This window comes from Streptomyces sp. CG4 (genome assembly GCF_041080655.1).
In the GTDB taxonomy this organism is placed as follows: Bacteria; Actinomycetota; Actinomycetes; order Streptomycetales; family Streptomycetaceae; genus Streptomyces.
Genome location: NZ_CP163525.1, coordinates 465,816 through 487,291 on the forward strand (window position 1 = coordinate 465,816; position 21,476 = coordinate 487,291).

General features: G+C 70.5%; 23 protein-coding genes and 2 pseudogenes. 8 read left to right on the top strand and 17 right to left on the bottom strand.

From position 1 onward, the window contains the following. Positions 1-210: 210 nt before the first annotated feature. From AB5L52_RS02130 to AB5L52_RS02145, 4 genes are all read right to left on the bottom strand, one after another. On the bottom strand, positions 211-585 hold the full coding sequence (locus AB5L52_RS02130; RefSeq protein WP_351034639.1) for a peptidase inhibitor family I36 protein: 375 nt from the start codon (positions 583-585) through the stop codon (positions 211-213). 92 nt (positions 586-677) lie between these two features. Beyond that, on the bottom strand, positions 678-1,190 hold the full coding sequence (locus tag AB5L52_RS02135) for a hypothetical protein (protein ID WP_369362420.1): 513 nt from the start codon (positions 1,188-1,190) through the stop codon (positions 678-680). Between the two features lie 7 nt (positions 1,191-1,197). Next, the gene (locus AB5L52_RS02140; RefSeq protein ID WP_369368792.1) at positions 1,198-1,602 is read right to left on the bottom strand and encodes a hypothetical protein; all 405 of its coding nucleotides are present in this window, start codon (positions 1,600-1,602) and stop codon (positions 1,198-1,200) included. A gap of 272 nt (positions 1,603-1,874) precedes the next feature. Further along, positions 1,875-2,306, bottom strand: a complete 432-nt coding sequence (locus AB5L52_RS02145) for an ester cyclase (protein WP_351575635.1) — start codon at positions 2,304-2,306, stop codon at positions 1,875-1,877. 311 nt (positions 2,307-2,617) lie between these two features. Here AB5L52_RS02145 and AB5L52_RS02150 point away from each other — a divergent pair, with 311 nt between their 5' ends. From AB5L52_RS02150 to AB5L52_RS02170, 5 genes and pseudogenes are all read left to right on the top strand, one after another. Then, a complete protein-coding gene (locus tag AB5L52_RS02150) occupies positions 2,618-3,382 on the top strand; it encodes a chitinase (protein WP_369362421.1) in 765 nt (254 codons plus the stop codon). A 26-nt stretch (positions 3,383-3,408) separates the two neighbouring features. Further along, the gene (locus AB5L52_RS02155) at positions 3,409-4,176 is read left to right on the top strand and encodes an NPP1 family protein (protein WP_369362422.1); all 768 of its coding nucleotides are present in this window, start codon (positions 3,409-3,411) and stop codon (positions 4,174-4,176) included. A gap of 59 nt (positions 4,177-4,235) precedes the next feature. After that, a pseudogene (locus AB5L52_RS02160) lies at positions 4,236-4,448 on the top strand (hypothetical protein); the annotation flags it as partial. Between the two features lie 22 nt (positions 4,449-4,470). Then, a complete protein-coding gene (locus AB5L52_RS02165; RefSeq protein ID WP_369362423.1) occupies positions 4,471-4,857 on the top strand; it encodes a barstar family protein in 387 nt (128 codons plus the stop codon). Between the two features lie 85 nt (positions 4,858-4,942). Continuing rightward, on the top strand, positions 4,943-5,263 hold the full coding sequence (locus AB5L52_RS02170; RefSeq protein ID WP_369368793.1) for a hypothetical protein: 321 nt from the start codon (positions 4,943-4,945) through the stop codon (positions 5,261-5,263). A gap of 100 nt (positions 5,264-5,363) precedes the next feature. Here the strand turns inward: AB5L52_RS02170 and AB5L52_RS02175 are convergent, their stop codons facing one another. The 6 genes from AB5L52_RS02175 to AB5L52_RS02200 form a co-directional block, all read right to left on the bottom strand. Then, complete coding sequence (locus AB5L52_RS02175; protein WP_369362424.1) at positions 5,364-5,945, bottom strand: NADPH-dependent FMN reductase; 582 nt, start codon at positions 5,943-5,945, stop codon at positions 5,364-5,366. Continuing rightward, complete coding sequence (locus AB5L52_RS02180; RefSeq protein WP_369362425.1) at positions 5,942-6,928, bottom strand: RNA polymerase sigma-70 factor; 987 nt, start codon at positions 6,926-6,928, stop codon at positions 5,942-5,944. The genes AB5L52_RS02175 and AB5L52_RS02180 overlap by 4 nt, the downstream gene beginning before the upstream one ends. 231 nt (positions 6,929-7,159) lie before the next feature. Beyond that, positions 7,160-7,897, bottom strand: a complete 738-nt coding sequence (locus AB5L52_RS02185; RefSeq protein ID WP_351575620.1) for a hypothetical protein — start codon at positions 7,895-7,897, stop codon at positions 7,160-7,162. A 224-nt stretch (positions 7,898-8,121) separates the two neighbouring features. Beyond that, positions 8,122-8,787: an acetate uptake transporter gene (locus tag AB5L52_RS02190; protein ID WP_369362426.1), complete on the bottom strand. Its 666-nt coding sequence runs from the start codon at positions 8,785-8,787 to the stop codon at positions 8,122-8,124. Between the two features lie 185 nt (positions 8,788-8,972). Next, positions 8,973-9,593, bottom strand: a complete 621-nt coding sequence (locus tag AB5L52_RS02195) for a LysE family translocator (protein WP_369362427.1) — start codon at positions 9,591-9,593, stop codon at positions 8,973-8,975. A 116-nt stretch (positions 9,594-9,709) separates the two neighbouring features. After that, positions 9,710-10,831, bottom strand: coding sequence for a diaminopropionate ammonia-lyase (locus AB5L52_RS02200; protein WP_369362428.1), 1,122 nt, complete (start codon positions 10,829-10,831; stop codon positions 9,710-9,712). A 121-nt stretch (positions 10,832-10,952) separates the two neighbouring features. Here AB5L52_RS02200 and AB5L52_RS02205 point away from each other — a divergent pair, with 121 nt between their 5' ends. After that, positions 10,953-11,873, top strand: coding sequence for a LysR substrate-binding domain-containing protein (locus AB5L52_RS02205; RefSeq protein ID WP_369362429.1), 921 nt, complete (start codon positions 10,953-10,955; stop codon positions 11,871-11,873). 20 nt (positions 11,874-11,893) lie between these two features. Here the strand turns inward: AB5L52_RS02205 and AB5L52_RS02210 are convergent, their stop codons facing one another. Together AB5L52_RS02210 and AB5L52_RS02215 are read right to left on the bottom strand one after the other, a co-directional pair. After that, positions 11,894-13,345 carry a cytosine permease gene (locus AB5L52_RS02210; protein ID WP_369362430.1) on the bottom strand — a complete coding sequence of 484 codons (1,452 nt, stop codon included), beginning with the start codon at positions 13,343-13,345 and terminating at the stop codon, positions 11,894-11,896. A gap of 130 nt (positions 13,346-13,475) precedes the next feature. Next, on the bottom strand, positions 13,476-14,360 hold the full coding sequence (locus AB5L52_RS02215; protein ID WP_369362431.1) for a polysaccharide deacetylase family protein: 885 nt from the start codon (positions 14,358-14,360) through the stop codon (positions 13,476-13,478). A gap of 279 nt (positions 14,361-14,639) precedes the next feature. On the opposite strand from AB5L52_RS02215, the pseudogene AB5L52_RS02220 reads away from it, so the two are divergent. After that, a pseudogene (locus AB5L52_RS02220) lies at positions 14,640-14,768 on the top strand (DNA-binding response regulator); the annotation flags it as partial. Here the strand turns inward: AB5L52_RS02220 and AB5L52_RS02225 are convergent. Beyond that, positions 14,759-15,556 (bottom strand): helix-turn-helix domain-containing protein, encoded by a 798-nt coding sequence (locus AB5L52_RS02225; RefSeq protein WP_369362432.1) that lies wholly within the window; start codon positions 15,554-15,556, stop codon positions 14,759-14,761. The pseudogene AB5L52_RS02220 and the gene AB5L52_RS02225 overlap by 10 nt on opposite strands. A gap of 84 nt (positions 15,557-15,640) precedes the next feature. Between AB5L52_RS02225 and AB5L52_RS02230 the strand changes: the two genes are divergently transcribed. Next, positions 15,641-16,465 carry a TSUP family transporter gene (locus tag AB5L52_RS02230; protein WP_369362433.1) on the top strand — a complete coding sequence of 275 codons (825 nt, stop codon included), beginning with the start codon at positions 15,641-15,643 and terminating at the stop codon, positions 16,463-16,465. Positions 16,466-16,505: 40 nt separating this feature from the next. Here the strand turns inward: AB5L52_RS02230 and AB5L52_RS02235 are convergent, their stop codons facing one another. The 4 genes from AB5L52_RS02235 to argG all read right to left on the bottom strand — a co-directional run bounded on the left by AB5L52_RS02235 (position 16,506) and on the right by argG (position 21,462). After that, positions 16,506-17,627, bottom strand: coding sequence for a fatty acid desaturase (locus tag AB5L52_RS02235; RefSeq protein ID WP_369362434.1), 1,122 nt, complete (start codon positions 17,625-17,627; stop codon positions 16,506-16,508). 154 nt (positions 17,628-17,781) lie between these two features. Continuing rightward, entirely contained in the window at positions 17,782-18,783 is a 1,002-nt protein-coding gene (gene gap / locus AB5L52_RS02240; protein ID WP_351030462.1) for a type I glyceraldehyde-3-phosphate dehydrogenase, read from the bottom strand. 167 nt (positions 18,784-18,950) lie between these two features. Further along, positions 18,951-19,907 carry a helix-turn-helix domain-containing protein gene (locus AB5L52_RS02245; protein ID WP_351030465.1) on the bottom strand — a complete coding sequence of 319 codons (957 nt, stop codon included), beginning with the start codon at positions 19,905-19,907 and terminating at the stop codon, positions 18,951-18,953. 106 nt (positions 19,908-20,013) lie between these two features. After that, complete coding sequence (argG, locus tag AB5L52_RS02250) at positions 20,014-21,462, bottom strand: argininosuccinate synthase (protein ID WP_351030466.1); 1,449 nt, start codon at positions 21,460-21,462, stop codon at positions 20,014-20,016. Between the last annotated feature and the right edge of the window lie 14 nt (positions 21,463-21,476).

The following is a 21,476-nucleotide window of genomic DNA, read 5'->3' on the forward strand; positions in this document are numbered from 1 at the left end:
GCGCATACCTCACAGGTGTTATCGCCGGAACTGACGCCAGCCACTGTAAAACACCATGTCAGGGCGGTGGCCGAATACGACAGTGGTGGCTGGATCCAGACCCCGCGATCGCCCCGGACCCGGGGGCCGGTCACCGGCGTTCGGTGAACGCCGGTGCCGGGCGTGACGGTGCCGGGCGTGACGCGGAGTGTCTGTCGGCTTCGTCCCGGCTCAGCAGCCCATGGTCCAGGTGTGGGAGCCGCCTTGGTCGTTGGCGGCGGCGTTCCAGCCGACCTCCTCGCCCGGAGCCAGACAGATGGTCACATGGCCCGTCAGTTCACGGCCGGAGTAGACCCGGACGTGATCCTTGACTCCGGGCCCGGAGATGCCATGGTTCGCCCAGGAGGAGTCGTTCCCGTACATGTCGCCCTCCCACCAGTGGTCGTCACCGCTGTGTTCGATCTTCAGTCCCGTGAAATTGGCGTCCGTCCACACACAGAAGTTGCCGCTGCCGCAGGGCACCGCGTGCGCGGACGCGGAGGTGGCGAGCACGGCCCCGGCGGACAGGGCGGTGGCGGCGAGCAGGGCGGCGAGGCGCTTGGGCATGCCGGTGGGTTCCTTTCGGCGTGGGTGACAGCGGGTGGGTGTCAATGCGTGGGTGTCACCGTGCGGGGGTCACCGTGTGCGGTGCGTCGAGGTCAGCGGTGATGGGTCAGCAGGAGGGTCGCTTCATCGACGGCGTGTGTCCGCAACCGCTGCCACTCGGTGATCTCGGCACGGTGCCGGGCGCGGACTTCCGCGAGGGACTGATGGGTCGCGGTGGCTTCCGGCCCCAGGTTGTTCACGACCACCGAGGTCCGGAACCAGCGGACCTGGTCGCCGTACAGCCGCCGTTGGGCCGCGGCGAGACAGCCGTCGGTGTGGGCGCGCACGACATGGCCCGTGGGCAGACGGAGAGACAGTTGCGCGGGGCCGGTCCCGAACAGCGCGGCGGTGACCCGCTGTTGCTCGGTGGTGGAGGGTGTGGGTCCGCCGGGACGGGGCGGCGCGAGGCCTCGCCGCGTGAGGCAGTCCCCGGTGAGTCGCCGGGTGGCGGCCTTGACCACGTCGTCGGGGGAAGGGCGGGGTGATGTGTCCGCCCTCGTCGTACAGGCGGTCAGCGAGAGGCCGAGCACCACGAACGCGGCACCGGCCGTCGTGAGCGGTCGCATGCGTGATTCAGCCCGGCCGGCATCCCATCGTGGTGTCACTGACCCCGTCGAACTTCTCGGCCCACTCCCAGGAGTTGGCGTAGTCATCGGGGTGGATCTCGCGGTACAGGCAGCCGTCGGGCTGGTAGCTGATCGCGTAGACGGCGACGGGGGCATGCGAGTCGAAGGAGTACGCGTGCCGCTTCACACGCGGGTCGGCCTCCGTGTATCCGGGCGGCGCGTAGTCCCAGGCGCCGCCCGCACCCATCTGGTGCTGTTCGGGCCAGAAGTACGTATGCCCCGGGGGCACAGCGGCGGCCGTATATGCGGAAGGTGAGGACGGTGCGGCGGCCGGGACGAGGGCAGTGGCCAGCGCGGACATGATCAGCAGGGAACGCATGGGCAGGGCATGCCCGAGCGGTGGTGACCCCATGCGGCTCACGGATCCGGTTCACCTCTTCCGGCGATCATGGAGTGTGACCTCCCGGAGAATGCGCCTGCGCACGCGGCCACGGAGTTCACCGATTTACCCCAACCCCCTTAATTCCGCCGAGAGTTCGCGTGCCACCCCTCGCGACTGCCATCGAGGAGCGCAACACGCCGGCATGGAGGACCCGCGCCGACAGCACTGAAGCCGACGAGCGCGCGGACCCCACAGCAGGCTCCCCGAGGCGCGTTCTCTCCGCCCCGCGGCAGCCATGCGGTTTACGCCGCGCCGAGCTGCCGCATCTGCGAGAGGACGTCGACGACGCCCCAGATCTCGGCGATCCTGCCGTCCTCGAAACGGAAGATGAAGATCTCGCCGTAGGTGACGGACCTGCCGGTCGGCGCCACGCCCCGGAAATCGCCCCGATGGGTCCCGGTCACCGTGTTCCTGGCCACGACCTTGTCCCCCTCGGCGATCATGTCCTCAATCGCGACGTGAATATCCGGAAACCCGTCCAGGAGCACCGTCCAGACCTGCTTGAGCGCCTGAACTCCCGTCATTCCCCTCGGTACCGGCGCGTGGAACTGGAGGTCCGGAGCGACGAGTTCGTCGATCGCCTTCGCGATGACCTCCGGATCGCCGCTGCTCATGGCACCGTGAAAACGACTGAATATCGCTTTGTTGCGTGTTGCCGTCTCGTCCATTGACATGACACTTCTCCTCGGGCCGGTACGGACTTGCGGAACGGTCGGCCACAGCGGACTCTTATGCCGCGGCGGGCCGGCTACACCCCTACGACGAGACGGCTCACCGCGCTGTGACACGAACCGCGCAGCTCTCCAACCGTTTTCCCCGAGGCCTTACTTCACCTCTTGACGCAAGTGGTCCATACCTTTAAGTTCCCGGGTGGGCGGCGCCCCCTGCACCCGCTGCGCCCCCTCGTCATGCGCGTTCACCGTTTGCAAGGTGAACGCGAACCCGTTGCTTCCCCTCACCCCCACGCGAAAGGCCACCCCCACTCATGGCCAAGTCCCGCTCCACTGCTGTCTTCACCGCCGCGATCGGCCTGTCCGTCTGCCTGCTCGCCGGTTACCCCGCCCACGCCGCCACGGGCGGCGCCATCGTGAGGCAGTCCGCGCCCGCGCATGCCGGCCAGGCGATTCAGGCCGATTTCGTGGTGAGCGAGGGGCAGTTCGACCAGATGTTCCCGAACCGGAACTCCTTCTACACCTACAGCGGTCTCACCGCCGCCCTGAGCGCCTACCCCGGTTTCGCGAACACCGGCAGCGACACGGTCAGGAAACAGGAAGCCGCCGCCTTCCTCGCCAACGTCAGCCACGAAACCGGCGGCCTCGTCTACGTCGTCGAGCAGAACACCGCCAACTACCCCACCTACTGCGACTGGAGCCGGCCCTACGGCTGCCCGGCAGGACAAGCCGCATACTACGGACGCGGCCCCCTCCAGCTGTCCTGGAACTTCAACTACAAAGCCGCCGGCGACGCCCTCGGCATCGACCTCCTCGACAACCCCTGGCAGGTCGAGAACGACCCCGCCATCGCCTGGAAGACCGGCCTCTGGTACTGGAACACCCAGTCCGGACCCGGCACCATGACCCCCCACGACGCCATGGTCAACAGCGCCGGCTTCGGCCAGACCATCCGCTCCATCAACGGCTCCCTCGAATGCGACGGCAAAAACCCGGCCCAGGTCCAAAGCCGCGTCGACGCCTACCAGCGCTTCACCCAGATCCTCGGCGTCGCACCGGGCGACAACCTCTCCTGCTGACGCGATCCGCTCGACGAGGAGCCGTGATGCGCAACGTGAAGTCCCTGGCCAAGCTCCTCCTCGGTGCCGTCGGGGCGATGACGCTCGTGGTGGCGGTCCCGGCGAGTGCCCACGCGAACGTCCTCACCCTGCTCCCGCAGAACGCCGACGGCCTGGAACAGACCTTCTCCCCCGCCTACGACTACGACGGCGACGGCTGCTACGCCACGGCCGCGATCGGGGCCGACGGCACCATCAACCCCGGCCTGAAACTCGGCGGCGACGTCAACGGTCACTGCCACGACTACGCCCAGCTCGCCAACGCCAACACCTACTCACGCGAGAAGTGCAACAACGGCTGGTGTGCCGTCATGTACGCCAGCTACTTCGAGAAGGACCAGGCGACGCTGGGCCCGGCCGCCATCGGACACACCCATGACTGGGAGCACGTCGTGGTGTGGGTCAACGACAACGAGGTCAAGTACGTCTCGGTGTCCCAGCACACCGGCTACCAGGTGGCCGACCGCTCCGCGGTCCGCTTCGACGGCACCCATCCGAAGATCGTCTATCACAAGGACGGTGTCTCCACCCATGACTTCCGCTTCGCCAACAGCAACGACGAGCCTCCCGAGAACGTGACCGGCGGCTGGTTCTACCCCCGGCTCGTGGGCTGGGACGGCTACCCTCCGGGCTTGCGGGAAAAGCTGCTGAGCGCCGACTTCGGCGCAGCCACCATCAAGATCAAGGACGGAGACTTCCCGTACGCGCTGGCGCACTCCATGCCCTCGGGCATCCCTTTCGACCCGAACGCATGACCAGGCCGAACATGTAGCCCGCGTCGGATCGGTGACCTGGCCGGTCTCGGCCAGGTCACCACGGAACGGTCGGACTGGCGCCGCTGGGCCACGAGTTGGCGCCGCCCGGCCTGGAACCGGCTGAGGGCCAAACCGTCGTCGGACTGGCCGACATGCCTCCGAGCCGGCTGGTCGTCGCCTGGCGCGCCGGCGACACCAACCCCTTGCTCCATTCCTACGTCGAACTCGCCGCTCCCGCCGGTGAGCGCGGAAATCCCGAGGACGGCGTGTGACGCGGCGCGTAGCCTCTGGGGCGTGACAGTCACCTATGTGCTGGACGGCACGCAGATCAAGACCCTCGAAGACTTCTGGCGTGTCATCGGCGAAGCGGTCAATGGTCCCGGCGGCTATTTCGGCAGAAACCTCGACGCCTTCGCGGACTGCCTGAGCGGCGGCTTCGGAACGCCGGACGACGGCGACTTCGTCGTGGAGTGGCGGGAGCATCAGGTGTCTCGTGAGCATCTCGGACATCCGGAGACCGCTCGCCAGTTGGAGATCCGGCTGTCACGCTGTCACCCGGACAACCGGCCGCAGGTGAGTGCCGAGCTGGCCGAGGCACGCGGCGGGCGCGGAGCGACCGTGTTCGACTGGCTGACCGAGATCTTCGAGGACCGCGCGCCCGGTGCCCTGCGCCTGAGCTGATATCCCGTTGAGGGCCCTGAGTCAGACACATAAGGTCGGCCCCATGTCTCTGCGCCTTCAGATGCGTCAAGCCCTTCGTGAAGCCATGCGTGCCCGCGACAAGACCGCGGTGAGCGCCTTGCGTTCCACGCTCGCCGTGCTCGACAACGCCGAAGCGGTGCCGGTGGGGGCGGCGGAGCTGCGCGGTGTGGCCATCGAGGAGGCGCCGGTCGGCGTCGGCGTCACCGAGGCCGCCCGCCGCGAGTTGACCGAGCAGCACATCACCGACCTCGTACGCGCCGAAGTCGAGGAACGGCTCATGCTCGCCGCGCAGTTCACGGCGCCCGCACAGGCCGACCGGGCGATCCGGCTCCGCGAGGAGGCCGACGTACTGCTCCGGCTCCTCGACGACCCCGGCACCGCGTAGCCGCTGCTCGCGGTGCCGGCGGGCGGCCGGATCTTCATGTACCTCGCCGATACCCAACTGTCCGAATTTCCGAAACAGTTGGGGATCGGGCTTCGGTCGCTCAGGCCGTGGCCGAGGACGCCTCGCGCAGTGTGGCGAGGGCCCGCGTCCACGTCAGCAGTTCGTCGACCAACCCATGCACCTGGGGGACGTGCGACTGCTGCGGTCGGAAGTCGGTGAAGTTCACGAAGTCCTCGCGCAGCGACAGGGTCACCTGAGGTGCGATGTCCGCCATGCGCAGCACGCCGGCCTGGGCGCGCAGCTTCTGCACCGCCATGACCGCGCCGAAGATGCCGTAGCCCACATAGCCGACCGGCTTGCCGCCCCACTCCGCATAGAGATAGTCGATGGCGTTGGTCAGGGCAGCCGGCGGGGCGGTGTTGTACTCGGGTGTGACGATGATGAAGGCGTCGTACGAGCCGATGCGTTCGGCCCAGCGCCTGGTGTGCGGCCGGTCGCCCGGCGCCGTGCGGGCCGGGACCGCCTCGTCCAGTAGGGGCAGCGCATGGTCCTTCAGGTCCACGAGCTCGAAGTCCGCGGTGTGGCCCGCGTGTTCGGTCGCGAGGTCCCGTACCCACTGGGCCACCAGGTCGCCCTTTCGGCCGGGACGGGTGCTGCCGATGATGATGCCGATCCTGTTCACGTGCGATTCTCCTGATCTGCCGACGGCGCGAGCTGTTGTGGGGTGACGGCGGGTTCCGGCAGGCCCATGTCCCGGCCGGCCTGCCTTGCCTCGCGCATCAGGGCCCACGCGTCCGCGACGGGGCCCATGTGGGCGAGCTTGTCGGGGTTGGTGACCGCGCGGATCGTCTGGATCCGGCCGTCGAGAATGTCGAGGGTCCAGGTGTTGAGGACCTTGCCGTCGCGGTCGCGGAAGACGGCGCCGGGCTGGCCGTTGACCAGGTGGGGGGCCATGACTCCGCCGATGGTGAGGAAGGGGCGGAGGAGTGCGTCGAGCATGTGGCACACCTGGTCCACGCCCTGGAGTCCCCCGGTCCACTGCGGGGCCTTGCCGCCGCTGTCCGCGACCATCTGGACGTCGGCCGCGAGCAGTTGCCGCAGGCTCTCGACGTTGCCCTCCTTCAGGGCGTCGAAGAACCGGCCGGCGAGTTCCTCGCGTTCCTTGCGGTCGGCCTCGAACCGGGGCCGACCCGCTTCCATGTGGCGGCGCGCGCGGACGGCGAGCTGGCGGCAGGCAGCCTCCGAGCGCCCGACGGCCGAGGCGATCTCGGGGAAGCCGAAGGCGAACACCTCCCGCAGCACGAACACCGCCCGTTCGAGCGGGCTGAGCCGTTCCAGCAGGAGCAGGGCCGCCATGGACAGCGAGTCGGCCAGCTCCGCCGCGTGCTCCGGGTCCTGGTAGGGGTCGGTGAGCAGGGGCTCGGGGAACCACGGTCCGACGTACTCCTCGCGCCGTACGCGGGCCGAGCGCAGCACGTCGATCGCGATCCGGGTGACCGTGGCCGAGAGATACGCCCTGGTCGATGCGGGCCGGGTCGGGGAGCGGTCGTAGCGCAGCCAGGTCTCCTGGACCGCGTCCTCGGCCTCGGTCACGCTGCCGAGGATGCGGTAGGCGAGGGAGAACAGCAGCGGCCGCAGCTTCTCGAACTCCTCGGCCGGGCTCACGCGGGCCCCTCCTCGAAACCCTGCCGCCAGGTCGTCATCGTCACCGACACCCGCATGAGCATCACCTTCCCGGTCCCGAAGTCACTCTCCGAGATCTGGACGAGACAGCTCGGTCGGCTGTGACATGTGTGAGGCTCAATTCATTGCTACTGGGCCGCAAGTTCGGCTGCAGCCCGCCGCAAGGGCATGGCCGGCGGCCGGGCTTGCGGCCGGTGCCGGCGGCCCCGTGGGTCACTTCAGGATGTTGACCGCGCGGGCGACGACGAGGACCACGGTCACCAGGGACACCGAGGACTGCAGCATCATCAGCATCTTCGACCACCGGGACAGCGGCATGACGTCGGTCGGACTGAAGGCGGTGGCGTTGGTGAAGGAGAGGTAGAGGTAGTCGAGGAAGGCCGGTTCCCAGTCCGGCGGGGCCACCTCCGGGCTCTGCATCTGTACGAAGAGGAAGTCGGCGTACTCATGTTGTCCCTGCACCCGGGCCATGGGGCCGCCGCGGTCCCACTCCCAGTACCACAGGGCGAACACGATGACGTTCGTCAGCCAGATGACCCCGCCGGTCAGCAGCAGCGGGACCGCGTCGGCGCCCCCTCTGCCGCTCACCAGATCACCGACCAGCCGGACCGCCGCCCAGCCGTTGGCCACGCTGATGACACCGGCCAGGGTCAGGCCCAGGTACCGCATCAGTCGGGTCCGGGGTTCCACCCGCCGGGGACTGCCCGCGACCAGGGCGATCAGCAGCGCCAACTCCAGTGCGGGCAGCGCCCAGGCGGGGTGCAGGAGGATGAGCCGGTGCGGCAGGGTCAGTTGCAGGGCGACGGCCGCCAGGATCACCGCCGTCACCGTCCAGCGGGGCTCGCCCCGGGTCGCCCGGCGCCAGGCGGGGACCAGTTCGCGCTCACCGCTCTCCAGCAGCCGCTCGATCCTGGCCAGCCGGCTCCGGGCGTCGTCCATGTCCTCGTTCATGACGAGGATTGTCCCGGTCGGATGTCTGCCGACGAGCGCCGGGACCGGGCGCGGGCGCGTGGGCATCGGCTGCGTCGGTTCAGGGCTGGGTGTGGGGCCGTAGGCGGGCGGGAGCGGGTCCGTGACCTGGGCCGAGGGATCGGCCCACGGCCGGCGGCAGCGGGGCCACGTCGGCCTGAGCGGGGGCTGCCGACGTGGCCCCGCTGCCGCCGGGCCCGGTCACCTCAGGCGGGCCCTTCGTCGCGCGCCTGTGGGGCCGCACCGGGCCGGCGCGGGCCGACGGGGAGCACGGTGCGGGCATGTGTCTCGTTGATGACGGTCGCCGCCGACGCGTACCAGGCGGCGAGCCCCGTCGCGATGCCGAACCATCCGCCCACCTGGGTCATGACGTGCGGCTCCGCGCCCGTCTGGAAGGCGCCGATCGCCAGGAGGAGGAAGGTGAGCGTGAGCAGCGCCAGCACCACGAGCACGGCGAGGCTGACACGCAGCGCCGCGACGGTCATGTAGGCCGTGAAGATCGCCCAGCCGAGCAGGAACAGGCCCAGCGAGTTGTGCGAGTCGCCGGCGAGCGCCAGGCGCGGCGCGATCCACCAGTAGGACAGCCAGAAGGCGGCGAAGGACACGAACGCCGTCGCACCGAAGGTGTTGCCGCGGCGGAATTCCATGAGACCCGCCGCGAACTGGGCGAGGCCGCCGTAGAACGCGGCCAGGCCCAGCACGGGGATGATGGCGGCGCTCTCCTTCAGCAGGTTGGTGTTGATGATCGAGAGCAGCAGCGTGGTCAGGGCGAAGCCCGCCAGGCCCAGCGGGGCCGGGTCGCCCCATACCGCGGGGCGCGGGTCTCCCGCGGGTGGCGGCTCCGGGTGGCGGCTCCTCGTGTCCTCGTTCATGACCGGCATCCCTTCGACCAGAGCAGAGGACCAGCAGCCGATGCTCACCGAGCCCACGAACGTGCTGGTCGGAACCCCTGGGCGGGCTGACGACACCCGAGGTGTCGCCTGCTCCCACCTTTACGAAAAGTACCCATTTGTCGCATTCGTTAGGCCTTTCGCGGCTCGTTTGTCGCCTCGGCGGATCAGCCGGCCGTACTCGCCACCACAAGGCCGAAGCCGATCAGGACGACGCCCGTGGCACGGCCGAGCGCCCCGCGGATCCGTGGATTCCGCAGGACCGGCCCGGTCTTGGACAGCAACAGCGTGTAACTCCCCAGCCAGGCGACGGTCAGGGCGACATGCAGCAGGACGAGGAGGGTCATCGCCCAGGCGGCCGACAGCTGCGGCGGGGCCAGCGTGGGGAGCAGGCCGGTGTAGAAGACGGCGATCTTCGGGCTGAGGACATTGCCGATCAGGCCGGTCCGCCAGGCGTTACCGGCTCTGCCGCAGGTGCCGGGCTCCGGCAGGGCAGATGCGGCGTCGCGGTGCCGGCGCAGGGACTGTACGCCGAGAAACACCAGGTATCCGGCGCCGAGCAGCTTGACGACCAGGTAGGCCATCGGTGCCGCGGCGAGCGCGGCCGCGAGCCCGGCCACGGTCAGCGCGCCCCAGAGCAGCAGCCCGGTCGCTATTCCGAGGACGGCCCGGAACGCGTCCGCGGGGCCCGCCACCAGGGCCCGGCGGGTCACGACCGCCATGTCCGGTCCGGGCACGATGGTCAGCAGGCCGAGCACGCCGAGTGCGGCCACGAGGTGGGTCAGCATGCTCCCGACCTCCTCATCCGGCGGGTGACCTGCGAGGACAGGGGACGATCGACATGCGGGGAGGGCATACGGACACGGTGGTTCAACTCAGATGGGGTCCTTCAGGTGTCGACTTCTCACTGACCGGAGGTGTGGTGCGGGTTGGCGGACGCGCCTTCGGTGTTCAGCAGCACGACCACCGAGGTCGCGTCGAGCCCGAGGGCCCTACGGCGCTCAGCTGCGCCCGCGCCGCCGAGCAGCGTGCGGAGGCCGGCCAGCGCGGCCGCCCCACAGGGGCCCGAGGAGACACCGAGGGCCGCGAGACGGGCGGCCGCGCCGGCGGCGGCGGATTCCGGGACGGCGACGGCGGCGTCCAGCCCGCCCTGCACGTAGGGCCAGGCGAGGCTCGACGGGGTACCGCAGTTCAACCCGGCCATGACGGTCTCGCCGGTCGGGACGCTGACCGCCGCACCCCGGACGAGGCCGGCGAGGACACAGGCCGCGGCCTCCGGTTCCACCGCCAGCAGCGCCGGAGCACCTCCGCGGTCGCGGCTGCGGTAGTGGGTGACGACGGCCTGGGCCAGTGATCCCACGCCCACCGGGATGGAGACGAGATCGGGTCCTTCGCTCAGACCCAGGGCCGCCAATTGCTCGTCGATCTCGGCGCAGAGCGTGGAGTAGCCCTCGACGATCCACCCAGGGATCCGTTCATAGCCCGGCCAGGCGCTGTCCTGCACCAGGACCGCGTCCCGTGCGGCGGCCGCCTCGGCGGCACGCCGCACAGCCTCGTCGTACGTCCCCGCTACGGCGGTGACCTCCGCCCCCTCACCCACGATCGCCGCGACGGCCCGCTGATGCACGCCCGCGGGAACGAAGACGTGGGCGTGCTGCCCGTGCAGACGGGCCGTCCGGGCCACCGCACGGCCGTGATTGCCCTCGGTGGCGGTCACCAGAGTGACCGGACCCGGCCCCCTGCCGCTCCCCGCCAGCTCGCCGAGCAGGCGATGCACCGCCCACGAGACACCGAGCGCCTTGAACGCAGGCAGGCCCAGACGACACGACTCGTCTTTCACGAAGACCCGACCGACCGCCAACTCCCCCGCAAGTACGGGGAGCTCGATCAGCGGAGTGGGCGCGTACCCGGACAGCGCGGCATGGAAGTCCCGGACCTCGGCGGGTGCGGGTGCGCAGCGCCAGGTGCGGGCGCCGGGTCGCACCGTCCAGGGCGGCGTCGGGAGGGCGGAGACGTTCTCGGACACCTGAACAGGGTCCGATGGGCGCCTGCGGTCGGTCCAGCGAATGTTTCCGACCTATAGTCGTCGAAGAATCCGATCAATCAGATCAGTCATCGGGGCTGTACGACGAGGAGGGTCGCCGGCGATGTTCGACCTGCACCGGCTGCGTCTCCTGCGCGAACTCAAGCACCGCGGCACCCTGGCGGCCGTCGCCGCGGCGCTGTCCTACGCCCCGTCCTCCGTCTCCCAGCAGCTGTCCCAGCTGGAGGCCGAAGCCGGCGTCCCCCTGCTGGAACCGGTGGGGCGGCGGGTACGGCTGACCGAGCAGGCCGAGATCCTCGTCGCCCACACGGAGGCGGTCCTGGAGCGACTGGAGCGGGCGGAGGCGGACATCGCCGCATCGCTGTCCGCTCTGTCCGGCACCCTGCGTATCGCGTCGTTCCAGACGGCCGCCCTGGCCCTGGTCCCGACCGCGCTGGGGCTGCTGCGCGAGCGGCACCCCGGCCTGCGGGTCCATGTCACCCACCGGGAGCCGGAGCTCGCGCTGCCCGGCCTGCAGGCCCGCGACTTCGATCTGGTCCTCGCCGAGGAGTACCCGGGCATTCCCCATCAACGGCCCGCCGAACTGGAGCAGGAGGACCTGCTCGACGACGCTCTGCACCTCGCGCTGCCCGAACCCGCCGAACAGCCGGACACCCGGGGTCCGATGGCGGTGCTGCGCTCACTCGCCGACCATCCCTGGGTGATGGAGCCCGAGGGCACGGCCGCCCGGCACTGGGCCATGACCCTGTGCCGCACCGCAGGCTTCGAACCCGACGTACGGTTCGAGACCACCGACCTCCTGCTCCACCTCCGTCTCGTCGAGCAGAAGCACGCCGCCGCCTTCCTTCCCGCCCTGGTCTGGGACGGCCGCCGGCCGAGCGTGGACCTGCGGCAACTCCCCCGCGGCCGTCGCACCCGCCGCATCTTCACCGTCGTACGCCGGGGCGGCAGCGAGCACCCCGCGATCGTCGCCTGCCGGGCGGCCCTCCAGCGTGCGGTCGCCCTGCGTCCCCCTCTGCCGTAGCACCCCCCGCATGCCGGTGTTCAGGGCTCGCGGTGCTCGTGGGCCGCCTGCTCCAGCGCCGCAGCCTCCGCCTGGGCCAGGCGGGTCTCGGCGGCCACGTCGATCGAGCGGGTCAGCCACCAGTACAGCAGCGCGGAGACCGGCAGCCCGATGAACAGCGAGATGTCGGCGCCGCCGAGGGCCTTGGCGGCGGGGCCGACGTACAGGGTGCCCACGGAGAAGAAGGGGATCATGCCGGCGAAGCCGACGACGTACGCGATGATCCCGTGCCAGCCCCAACGGCCGTAGATGCCACGGGGGTTGAAGATCTCCGCGATGGCGTAGTGCCCGCGGCGCACGACGTAGTAGTCCATCAGGTTCACCGCGGTCCACGGGATGAACAGATAGAGCACCAGTAGCAGGAAGTTGTTGAAGTTCTCCAGGAAGTTCGCGGTCGCGGCCAGCGCGCCGACCAGGGAGAGCGCGGCGGTCAGGCCGATGGTGACCAGCCGTACGCCCAGGGTCGGCCGCACCCGCTTGAACGAGTCGATGGCGCTGATGAGGGTCAGCGAACCGCCGTACATGTTCAGCGCGGTGACGGACACCAGGCCCAGGGCGGCGAAGAGCAGCACGATGGCGCCGAAGCCGCTGAACACCTTGTCGCCGGCGGCGTTGATCGACTTGATGGTCTCGAAGTCCTTGCCCGCCCAGGCGGCCAGCAGCGCGCCGAGGACCATCAGCCAGATGCCGCCGAACGCGGAGCCGAAGTACGTCCAGTAGAAGGTCTTGCGGACCGTCACGTCCGGCGGGAGGTAGCGCGAGTAGTCGGAGACGTAGATGGCCCAGCTGATCTGGTAGCCGGCGACCACGCCGAACTGGGCGAGGAACGGCGTCCACTTGAAGGCGCCGAGGTCGAAGGAGCCCGCCGGGTAGTGCAGGGTGACGAGGACGCCCACGGTGAAGATCCCGAAGATGACCAGGAAGGCGTACGTCAGGATCCGCTCGGCCTTGTGGATGATGTCGTAGCCCACCAGCGCGATGACGAGCGCGACCACGGTGACCACGACCACCCACAGCTTCACGCTGCCGTGCACCGTGGTGTGCAGGGAGTCGGCGGCGAGGATGCTGTTGAAGACGTTGAACCCCGCGTACTGCACATAGGCGAAGAGCCACACCAGGAGGGCACCGACGTAACCGAACTGGGGGCGCGACTGGATCATCTGCGGCAGGCCCAGCTGGGGGCCCTGTGCCGAGTGGAAGGCCATGAAGAAGGTGCCGAGGACGGTGCCGGCGACGATGGCCAGCAGGGACCAGATCAGGTTGCCGCCCCCGGTGATGCTGATCAGGCCCACGGCCAGGGTCGCGATCTGGGCGTTGGACATGAACCACAGCGGGCCCAGATGCCAGAGCTTGCCGTGCCGTTCGTCGAGGGGGACGTAGTCGATGGACCTGATCTCCAGGCCGGACACCCTCGGCTCCGCTGATGTGCTCATGACGCCTCCCGGCGGCCGGTCTGCCTCTGGACACATTGTTCTCCGAGGCGGACGCGGTGACGAGTGGTGCGGCGCGAGTTGCCGGGTTCGAGGCCGGGCGTCCCGCCGCTCGGCGCCGCCGTGGGCGCGTTCAGGCACCGTGCAGGGCGTCCGAGAGGCGGACGAAGCGGTGGCCGCCGGCCAGCAGGTGGGGGACGGCGCTCGCGATACCCCGGGCGGTGCCGCCCTTCGGGTGGTTCATGTGACACAGGACGATTGACCCGCCCGGGGCGGCGGCGACGGTGGTGTGAACCTGCTCGGCGGTGAAGGTCGCGCCACCGTCGCCGTTGACGGAGAAGCTGACGAAGCGCTCCCCGAGGTCGCTCACGATGCGCGCCGCGACGTCGTCGCAGTAGGCCGTACCGGAGCGGAAGAAGCGCGGCGGGGCACCCAGCAGACCGGTCAGCTTCGCCCGGTTGCCGGCGATCTCGTCGTACACCTCGCCCGCGCCACGGGTGCCGGGGATGCCGTACGCGGAGCGGCCGGTGACCGACAGGGGGCGGTGCCGGGTGCCGTGGTTGGCGATCTCGAACAGCGGGTCGGTGGCCAGGCGGTGGAACACCGCCGGGTTGGCGTCGATCCAGCGGGAGTTGATGAACAGCGTCGCCGGGATGTGCCGCGCGCGGAGGAAGTCGATGAGTGCCTGGTCGTAGCCGCTGCCCCCGGGGCCGCCGCAGGCGTCGAAGGTCAGCGCGATGTCGTTGGTCGTCCGCGGCAGGGAGTGGACCACGCCCGGGGCGTCGAAGCCCCAGGTGTGCGGCAGGCTGCGCCCGTAGCGGGCCACGGTCTCCGCGCGGGTGACGGGAGGCCGCGTGGCCGAGGGCGCGGCGCTGGGGGTGGACGGGGCGGCCGAGTCCACGCCCGTGCCCGGCGAACCGGAGGAGGTGGACGCGCCGCCGTCGTTCTTCGGGCCCGCGCAACCGGCGAGCAGGCCTCCCGCCATCGCAGCGAGCACCGCACGCCGACCAGCCGTCATCCGCTTCCCTCACACCTCATCAAGGCCGCCACAGCAGACGGCCACCACCACGGAAACCGTACGCAGTGGACCACTCCCGGCCGTGAAGACAGCGGTAAGAGGTCATCCAGAATCGGGCGGGAGTTACTCCTGTCGGCCCTGACGCGCCTTGAAACGCGGTCAGCCGCGGGGCGTGGTTCAGCGTTCCTCGCGGAAGGGGACGTGCCGGCCGGAGCGCGATCGTCCACCAAGTGGAGCGCAGGGAACGTGTTTTGATCCACTCGGCGGTGATCCACGGTGGCCGCCGCCACGTCCCATGTCTGCCGCCTGCTCACCGAACTCGACGCCCGGGACCGGGTCCAGCCGGTGATCACCGCCTACGAGGCGGGGCTGGTCACGCGCACCTGGGGTACGACGCGTCATGTGTGACGGTCCGGCCCTGTGGCGCCGTCGCGATGGCTCGTGGTGAAGCGGGACGGCGGCATGCCGAAGGCACGGGTGAAGGCGGCGGTCAGCGCGGCGGGAGAGGCGTAACCGAGGCGGCCGGAGACCTCGGTGACCGACGCCGTACGCAGCAGCGGCACCGCAGCCAGGAGACGTGCACGGGTGCGCCAGACCGCCGGGCTCTCCCCCGTCTCGGCACGGAAACGCCGGGTGAAGGCCCGTTCGCTCATGGCGGTCCGCGCGGCCCATGCGGTGTTGGTGACGCCGGCGTCCGGGGCGGCCAGGTACGCACGGCAGAGTGCCGCGAGATCGGGAGCGGCCGGGATCGCGATGTGGAACGGGAGCGGGGTGCGTGCCGCGATCTCGTGGAGGAGGAGAGCCACGACACAGCCTTCCCGGCCCGAGAGGCTGTAGTCGGCCTCGAACTCGACGGCGGCCAGGAGCAGTTCGCGCAGCAACGGCGGAACGTCCACGACCGTGCAGGTGGCGGGCCACCAGGGCACGGCATCCGGCTCGATGTACAGGCTTCGGGTGCTCACCCCCAGCATGCCGACCCGGTGCCGGGTGGCCGCCGGGATCAGCACGGCGCGCTCCGGCGGAACGGTCCACGTCCCCTCGGGGGTGTCGACGACCATGACGCCGGTGGCGCCGTAGAGGAACTGTGCGCGCCGGTGCCGGTGCCAGTCGAGCACCTGGCCGGAGGCGTAATCGGTACCGATGGGCAGGACGGCCCGGTCCACGGGGTCGACATCGTCCACGGAGACGTTCTTCACCCGGTCACTGTAGAGGCCGAGTCTCGAAGGAATGGTGCCGGATATCGCATGCGAGCACCTTGCCGGGGCTGGTGAGGTGGCCCTGTGAACGAAGTGGCACTTCTCGGAATCGGCGTCCTCACCGGGGTGACGGCCGTTCTGTTCGGGTTCGGCGGCGGCTTCGTCGCGGTCCCGGTGGTGGTGTGGGCGAACGCGGCCCTCGGCGCGGACGCGATACGGGTGGCGACGGCCACCTCGGCGCTGGTCATGCTGGTCAACGCGGCGTTCGCCACGGCCGTCACGCCCCGGCGCGTCCTCGCCGGCCTGCGCGGCAGCGGCCCGCTGCTGGCCCTGCTCGCCGTCGGCGCGGCGGTCGGTGCGCTCGCCACCCGCTACGCCCCGGCCGGCCAGGCCCACTGGGGCTTCGTCGCGTACGTCGCTCTCACCGTCGTCGATCTGCTGCTGCGCCCCGGATTCCTCCGCCCGCGCGAACCGGGCGGGCAGAGCCCCGAGGGACAGATGACCGCCAGTTGTGCGGTGCCCCGTCCCCTGCCCGCCGTCCTCGGCGCACCGATCGGCGCGGTGGCGGCCTTCCTCGGCGTGGGCGGCAGCGTCATGACCGTGCCCGCGCTGCGGCGCGCCGGCCACCCGATGCGGGTGGCGACCGCACTCGCCAATCCCCTCACCCTCGCCATCGCCCTGCCCGCCACCGCCATGTCCCTGACCGGCACGGACACCGTCGCGGCCCGCGCACACCTGCGTCTGGTCGGCCTGGTCGACGTCCGCGCCGCCGGGGCGCTGCTCCTCGGCGCCCTGCCCGTGATCGCGGTGCTGCGGCGCCGGCCGCCCGCGATCCCGGACCGCGCCTACGCCTGGGCGTACCTCGCGCTGCTCGGTGTCGTGGAGGTCGCGATGCTGCTCGCGGGCTGAGTGAGGTGGCTCATGCCCCGCGAGCCCTCCGGGGCCGCGGTCAGGATGCCCGGCGCCGACGGCGGATCGGTTCCCCCACTCGGTGCATGTGGGTGAGGGCCTCGCGGTAGGACTGGATCAGTCCGGTCTCGTGGTACGGCACGCCGACCTCCGCGCAGTACGCGCGCACGACGACCTGAGCGCGCCGCAGATGGGGCGTGGGCATGCTCGGGAACAGGTGGTGCTCGATCTGGTAGTTGAGCCCGCCGAGCATGACGTCGGTGAGGCGGCCGCCGCGTACGTTGCGGGAGGTGAGGACCTGACGGCGCAGGAAGTCGGGGCGTTCGTCACCGGTGAAGGTGGGCATGCCCTTGTGGTTCGGTGCGAAGGTACAGCCGAGGTAGACGCCGAACAGACACTGGTGCACGAAGAGAAACGCGACCGCCTTGCCGGGCGAGAGGACCAGAAACAGCGCGGCGACATAGCCGACGAGGTGGAGGAAGAGCAGACCGGCTTCCAGCATCCGGTGTTTCATGGCCGGCCGGCGCAGCGCCCGCACGCCCGCGACGTGCAGATTGAAGCCCTCCAGGGTCAGCAGCGGGAAGAACAGCCAGGCCTGGTGGCCGCCGATCAGGCGGGCCAGGCCTCGGCTCTCGCGGGCTTGGGCAGCGGACCACACCAGGATGTCCGGGGCGACGTCCGGGTCGAGTTCCTCGTGGTTGGGGTTGGCGTGGTGGCGGGTGTGCTTGTTCATCCACCAGCCGTAGCTCATGCCGATCCCGAGGTTCCCGAAGAGCCGCCCCCAGGTCTCGCTCGGCCGGCCGCGCCGGAAGACCTGGCGGTGGGCCAAGTCATGTGCCACCAGGGCGACTTGGCCGAACACCAAGGCCAGGAAGCCGGCCACGGCCAGTTGCCACCAGGTGTCGCCGAGGGCGAGGAAGGTCCCCCAGCCCGCCGCCAGCAGCGCGCTGACCAGACCGAGCCGTGCCGTGTAGTAGCCGGGGCGGCGCCGCAGCAGCCCCGCCTCGGCGATACGCCGGGACAGCCGGGCGAAGTCACTGCCGGTTTCGGAGCCGGACGTACGGGCACGGACGTCCGGCGCTCCGGCCGCGACCGAGGCCTGCGCGGAGGAAGCCTGCGCGGGAGGAGCCTGCGCGGACGAGGCATGCGTGGAAATCGTCATGCCGTCGAGTCTCGGCACGAGCGTGCGGCCAAAACAGCCAGCCAGTCACCGGACCGGACGGGGGGATTTCCCTACGGCACCCCAGGGTGTTTCCACCACTCCGAGCCGCTGACCTGGGCCCTTTCGGCAGGCCGTACCCGCTCCCCGGCTCCGGTCAACGCCCGGCGAGGAGTTCGAGCGTGTCGATCACGCGGTGGGAGAAGCCCCACTCGTTGTCGTACCAGGCGACCACCTTGACGTGCCGGCCGTCGTCGACACGGGTGAGGGCCGAGTCGAAGACGGCGGAGGCCGGGTTGCCGGTGATGTCGGACGACACGAGCGGGTCGTCCGAGTACTCCAGGATGCCGGCGAGTGGTCCCTGGGCCGCGGCGCGGTACGCGGCCAGGACGTCGTCGCGGGTCACTTCCCGTGCGACGATCGTGTTGAGTTCGACGATCGAGCCCACCGGGACGGGGACCCGGATCGAGTCGCCCGACAGCTTGCCGTCGAGATTCGGCAGCACCAGGCCGATCGCCTTGGCCGCGCCCGTCGTGGTCGGCACGATGTTGACGGCGGCGGCGCGAGCCCGGCGGGCGTCGCGGTGCGGCCCGTCCTGCAGGTTCTGCTCCTGGGTATAGGCGTGCACCGTCGTCATGAACCCGTGCTCGATCCCGGCGAGTTGGTCGAGCACGGCGGCCAGGGGCGCGAGCGCGTTGGTGGTGCAGGAGGCGTTCGAGACGATCGTGTGCAGGGCCGGGTCGTACGCGTCGGTGTTGACCCCGTACGCCAGCGTGACGTCGGCGCCCTCGGACGGCGCGCTCACCAGCACCTTCCGCGCGCCCGCGTCGAGGTGGGCGCGGGCGGCCTTCGCGGAGGTGAAGCGGCCGGTCGCCTCCAGCACGATGTCCACTCCGAGTTCGGCCCACGGCAGCTGGGCCGGCTCGCGCTCGGCGAGGACCCTGATGCGCCGTCCGTCGACGACGAGGGCGTCCCCGTCGACGGTGACGGGGCGGCCGAGCCGGCCGGCCGTGGTGTCGAAGGCCAGCAGCCGGGCGAGGGTGGCGGGTTCGGTGAGGTCGTTAACGGCTACGACGTCGAGGGCGCTGTCACGCTCAAGCAGTGCGCGCAGCACGTTGCGTCCGATACGACCGAATCCATTGATGGCGATGCGCGTCATGAAAGGGTGCCCCTTCGGTGCCTTCGGCGGCGTCTTCGAAGTCTCCGGTGTCTCCGGCTCCTTCGGTCCTTCGGTTCGCCACCAGCGTCGCGTGCCGTCCCGGCTCATGGCCGTGTCGAGAGCGCCATGGTTCGCAAGGATCACGCCAGCGGTCGGCCGGGGGTCGGCTACTCGCCCTGGGTGAAGGTGCGCCGGTATTCGCTCGGGGTGGTGCCGAGGATCTGCTGGAAGTGGGTCCGCAGATTGGTGCCGGTGCCGAGGCCGACCTCGGCGGCGATCTGCTCGATGCTGCGCTCGGAACGTTCGAGCAGCTCACGGGCCAGGTCGACACGGGCGCGCATCACCCACTGCATCGGCGTGTACCCGGTGTCCTCGACGAAGCGCCGGGACAGCGTGCGCGGTGAGACCGCCGCGTGCCGGGCGAGCACCGTGAGGGTGAGGGGCTCGCCGAGGCGGTGCAGCGCCCACTCGCGGGTCGCGGCGAACCGCTCGCCCAGCGGCTCGGGCACACTACGCGGCACGTACTGGGCCTGGCCTCCGCTGCGGTAGGGAGCGGCCACCAGGCGCCGTGCCGCGTGGTTCGACACGGCCACGCCGAGGTCCTTGCGGAGGATGTGCAGGCACAGATCGATGCCGGACGCGGCGCCGGCCGACGTCAGCACACTGCCCTCGTCCACGAAGAGCACGTTCTCGTCGACCCGGACGAGCGGGTGCTTCGCCGCGAGGGCACGGGTGTAGTGCCAGTGGGTCGTCGCGCGCTTGCCGTCGAGCAGCCCCGTGGCCGCGAGCGCGAAGGCTCCCGTCGAGATGGCGGCGAGGCGTGTGCCGCGCGCATGGGCGGCGAGCAGCGCGTCCACGACGGATCGTGGCGGGTCCTCGCGGTCCGGAAGCCGGTACCCGGGGATGAAGACGATGTCCGCCCACGCGAGCGCGTCCAGACCATGGGCGACGTGGTACGACAGCCCGTCACCGCCCGCCACGAGTCCGGGCGCGGCCCCGCACACCCGCACCTCGTACGGCATGCTCGCCCGCGTCGTGAACACCTGCGCGGGGATGCCGACATCGAGCGGCTTCGCACCGTCGAGCACCAGGACGGCGACACGCTGCAGGCGGGGAGACGGCACGGGACACAGGGTACGAGAGCCGGTCTGGGCACCGTACGACGGACGGGCCCCGCCGGTGAGGAACCGGCGAGGCCCGCTGCCCGAGGTGGACGGCCGGCGCGCGGTGTCAGTCCGTGCCGGACTCCATCGCGGCGCGGTCCAGCAGCTCGTCCTCCTCCGAGACCTCGCCGCGGGAGGCGATCGCCTCGGCGCCGCCCTGGGGCATGGCGCCGATCAGCCCCGTGGAGGCGGCCTGGGCCGCGCCGATCAGGGCCGGGTGCTCGGTGCCGACCATGCCGAGGCCCGCGTACTGCTCAAGGCGCGCGCGGGAGTCGGCGATGTCGAGGTTGCGCATGGTGAGCTGGCCGATGCGGTCGGACGGGCCGAACGCGGAGTCCTCGGTGCGCTCCATGGACAGCTTGTCCGGGTGGTAGCTGAACGCCGGGCCCGTGGTGTCGAGGACCGAGTAGTCCTCACCCCGTCGCAGCCGCAGCGTCACCTCGCCGGTGACCGCCACGCCGACCCAGCGCTGCAGCGACTCGCGGATCATCAGCGCCTGCGGGTCCAGCCAGCGGCCCTCGTACATGAGGCGGCCGAGCCGGCGGCCCTCATTGTGGTACTGGGCGAGGGTGTCCTCATTGTGGATCGCGTTGACCAGGCGCTCGTACGCGGCGTGCAGCAGCGCCATGCCGGGCGCCTCGTAGATGCCGCGGCTCTTGGCCTCGATGATCCGGTTCTCGATCTGGTCGGACATGCCGAGGCCGTGCCGGCCGCCGATGGCGTTGGCCTCCATCACCAGCTCGACCGGGGAGGCGAACTCCTTGCCGTTGACCGTCACCGGGCGGCCCTGGTCGAAGCCGATCGTGACGTCCTCGGCGAGGATCTCGACCGCGGGGTCCCAGAACCGCACGCCCATGATCGGCTCAACGGTCTCCACACCGTTGTCCAGGTGCTCCAGGGTCTTGGCCTCGTGGGTGGCGCCCCAGATGTTGGCGTCCGTCGAGTACGCCTTCTCCGTGCTGTCCCGGTACGGCAGTCCGTGCGCGAGCAGCCACTCGGACATCTCCTTGCGGCCGCCCAGCTCGGTCACGAAGTCGGCGTCCAGCCAGGGCTTGTAGATGCGCAGGTGCGGGTTGGCGAGCAGACCGTAGCGGTAGAACCGCTCGATGTCGTTGCCCTTGAAAGTGGAGCCGTCGCCCCAGATCTGGACGTCGTCCTCAAGCATCGCCCGGACCAGCAGGGTGCCCGTGACGGCCCGGCCGAGGGGCGTGGTGTTGAAGTACGCCCGCCCACCCGAGCGGATGTGGAACGCGCCGCAGGCGAGCGCCGCCAGCCCTTCCTCGACCAGCGCCGCACGGCAGTCGACCAGGCGCGCGATCTCGGCACCGTAGATCGTCGCGCGGCCGGGCACGGAGGCGATGTCGGGCTCGTCGTACTGGCCGATGTCGGCGGTGTAGGTGCACGGGACGGCGCCCTTGTCGCGCATCCACGCGACGGCGACCGACGTGTCGAGGCCGCCGGAGAAGGCGATGCCGACGCGCTCGCCGACCGGAAGGGAAGTGAGGACCTTGGACATAGGAAGAGTATGCA

What these genes read in the sequence shown, in the direction of transcription:
- AB5L52_RS02215 (WP_369362431.1), bottom strand. Translation starts at nt 14,360, where the DNA reads ATGACGGCTGGTCGGCGTGCGGTGCTCGCTGCGATGGCGGGAGGCCTG.
- AB5L52_RS02150 (WP_369362421.1), top strand. Translation starts at nt 2,618, where the DNA reads ATGGCCAAGTCCCGCTCCACTGCTGTCTTCACCGCCGCGATCGGCCTG.
- AB5L52_RS02155 (WP_369362422.1), top strand. Translation starts at nt 3,409, where the DNA reads ATGCGCAACGTGAAGTCCCTGGCCAAGCTCCTCCTCGGTGCCGTCGGG.
- AB5L52_RS02170 (WP_369368793.1), top strand. Translation starts at nt 4,943, where the DNA reads ATGCGTGCCCGCGACAAGACCGCGGTGAGCGCCTTGCGTTCCACGCTC.
- AB5L52_RS02145 (WP_351575635.1), bottom strand. Translation starts at nt 2,306, where the DNA reads ATGTCAATGGACGAGACGGCAACACGCAACAAAGCGATATTCAGTCGT.
- AB5L52_RS02190 (WP_369362426.1), bottom strand. Translation starts at nt 8,787, where the DNA reads ATGAACGAGGACACGAGGAGCCGCCACCCGGAGCCGCCACCCGCGGGA.
- argG (WP_351030466.1), bottom strand. Translation starts at nt 21,462, where the DNA reads ATGTCCAAGGTCCTCACTTCCCTTCCGGTCGGCGAGCGCGTCGGCATC.
- AB5L52_RS02235 (WP_369362434.1), bottom strand. Translation starts at nt 17,627, where the DNA reads ATGACGATTTCCACGCATGCCTCGTCCGCGCAGGCTCCTCCCGCGCAG.
- AB5L52_RS02140 (WP_369368792.1), bottom strand. Translation starts at nt 1,602, where the DNA reads ATGGGGTCACCACCGCTCGGGCATGCCCTGCCCATGCGTTCCCTGCTG.
- AB5L52_RS02130 (WP_351034639.1), bottom strand. Translation starts at nt 585, where the DNA reads ATGCCCAAGCGCCTCGCCGCCCTGCTCGCCGCCACCGCCCTGTCCGCC.
- AB5L52_RS02210 (WP_369362430.1), bottom strand. Translation starts at nt 13,345, where the DNA reads ATGAGCACATCAGCGGAGCCGAGGGTGTCCGGCCTGGAGATCAGGTCC.
- AB5L52_RS02195 (WP_369362427.1), bottom strand. Translation starts at nt 9,593, where the DNA reads ATGCTGACCCACCTCGTGGCCGCACTCGGCGTGCTCGGCCTGCTGACC.
- gap (WP_351030462.1), bottom strand. Translation starts at nt 18,783, where the DNA reads ATGACGCGCATCGCCATCAATGGATTCGGTCGTATCGGACGCAACGTG.
- AB5L52_RS02205 (WP_369362429.1), top strand. Translation starts at nt 10,953, where the DNA reads ATGTTCGACCTGCACCGGCTGCGTCTCCTGCGCGAACTCAAGCACCGC.
- AB5L52_RS02185 (WP_351575620.1), bottom strand. Translation starts at nt 7,897, where the DNA reads ATGAACGAGGACATGGACGACGCCCGGAGCCGGCTGGCCAGGATCGAG.
- AB5L52_RS02135 (WP_369362420.1), bottom strand. Translation starts at nt 1,190, where the DNA reads ATGCGACCGCTCACGACGGCCGGTGCCGCGTTCGTGGTGCTCGGCCTC.